General features: G+C 37.3%; 1 protein-coding gene. It reads left to right on the top strand.

The genetic code is table 11. The features are described from left to right. Positions 1–76 precede the first annotated feature (76 nt). Complete coding sequence (locus EKM89_RS13955; protein WP_125689361.1) at positions 77–1,018, top strand: glycosyltransferase family 2 protein; 942 nt, start codon at positions 77–79, stop codon at positions 1,016–1,018. The last annotated feature ends 44 nt before the right edge of the window (positions 1,019–1,062 follow it).

The following is a 1,062-nucleotide window of genomic DNA, read 5'->3' as shown; positions in this document are numbered from 1 at the left end:
TTTTTCTAGGTTACTTTATCCTATTTAACCAATACTATACGTATTTCTGCTTTAAATAATATAAGGAGCTAAATTAATGGAAAAGAAAGTCAGTATTATCGTATCAGTCTACAAGGCAGAAGAATTTATCAAGCGCTGTGTAGACTCATTGCTGCGACAGACTTATCAGAATATCGAGATTATTCTAATTGAAGATGGCTCGCCGGACAGGAGTGGCGAGATTATTGACAACTACACTGATCCTCGAATTAAGGTGGTGCACAATCCCAACCTAGGTGTTTCTCATACCAGAAATGTTGGTCTGGCACTAGCAAGCGGTGACTATGTAACCTTCTGTGATTCAGATGACTACTACAGCCTTGACCATGTTGAAAAGGTACTTCATGCTGCCATTGATCAAGATGCAGATATTGTGATCAGCGGCTACTATCTGGAGGGTGAGGGTAGTTTTACTTCCTCTGTAAAAATGCGGAGTCACGTTATTAATCAAGACGAGGTTGTGAAGCACTGTTGTGTTGACAATGAATTTGGTGGTTACTGTTGGAACAAGTTATATAAAAAGAAAGTTATCGCTGGTAATCATTTTCCCGAAGACCTGGATATTCTAGAAGACACTTACTTCCTATGTTTAGGGATGCAGAGGGCACAAAAGATGTATTATTTAGCAGAGCCACTATACTATTATTGTGATAATCAAGACAGTGCTGTTAGAAACATCACCAATGTGTTTAGTGACCATGACTCTTTAAAATGTGCTGACTCCTACGATAAAATTATGTGTGATTTTGATTTTAGTAAGCCAGCATTGGACATCATTCACTCAACTATGTTCAATATAGCAGTATATTTCCGCTACATGATGTATCTTGGAATGTACAGTGGTAACCAGGCTCTTCTTGACAGCTTCAATCGAAATATTAAGAAATATCGCTCTGATTATTACTCTAGTAAGGAATATTCTCTTGAAAGCAAAATAAAGACAACGGTCAAGTGGTTGCTACCGAAGTTACATAAATGATGACAAGTAGGAGGATTAAAATGTCTAGAATAAAAAGTCTTTTT

It is taken from the genome of Levilactobacillus fujinensis (assembly GCF_003946335.1).
Lineage (GTDB): Bacteria > Bacillota > Bacilli > Lactobacillales > Lactobacillaceae > Levilactobacillus > Levilactobacillus fujinensis.
The sequence above is the reverse complement of the archived record's forward strand: the minus strand, read 5'-3'. Positions and strand labels throughout refer to the sequence as shown.

What these genes read in the sequence shown, in the direction of transcription:
- EKM89_RS13955 (WP_125689361.1), top strand. Translation starts at nt 77, where the DNA reads ATGGAAAAGAAAGTCAGTATTATCGTATCAGTCTACAAGGCAGAAGAA.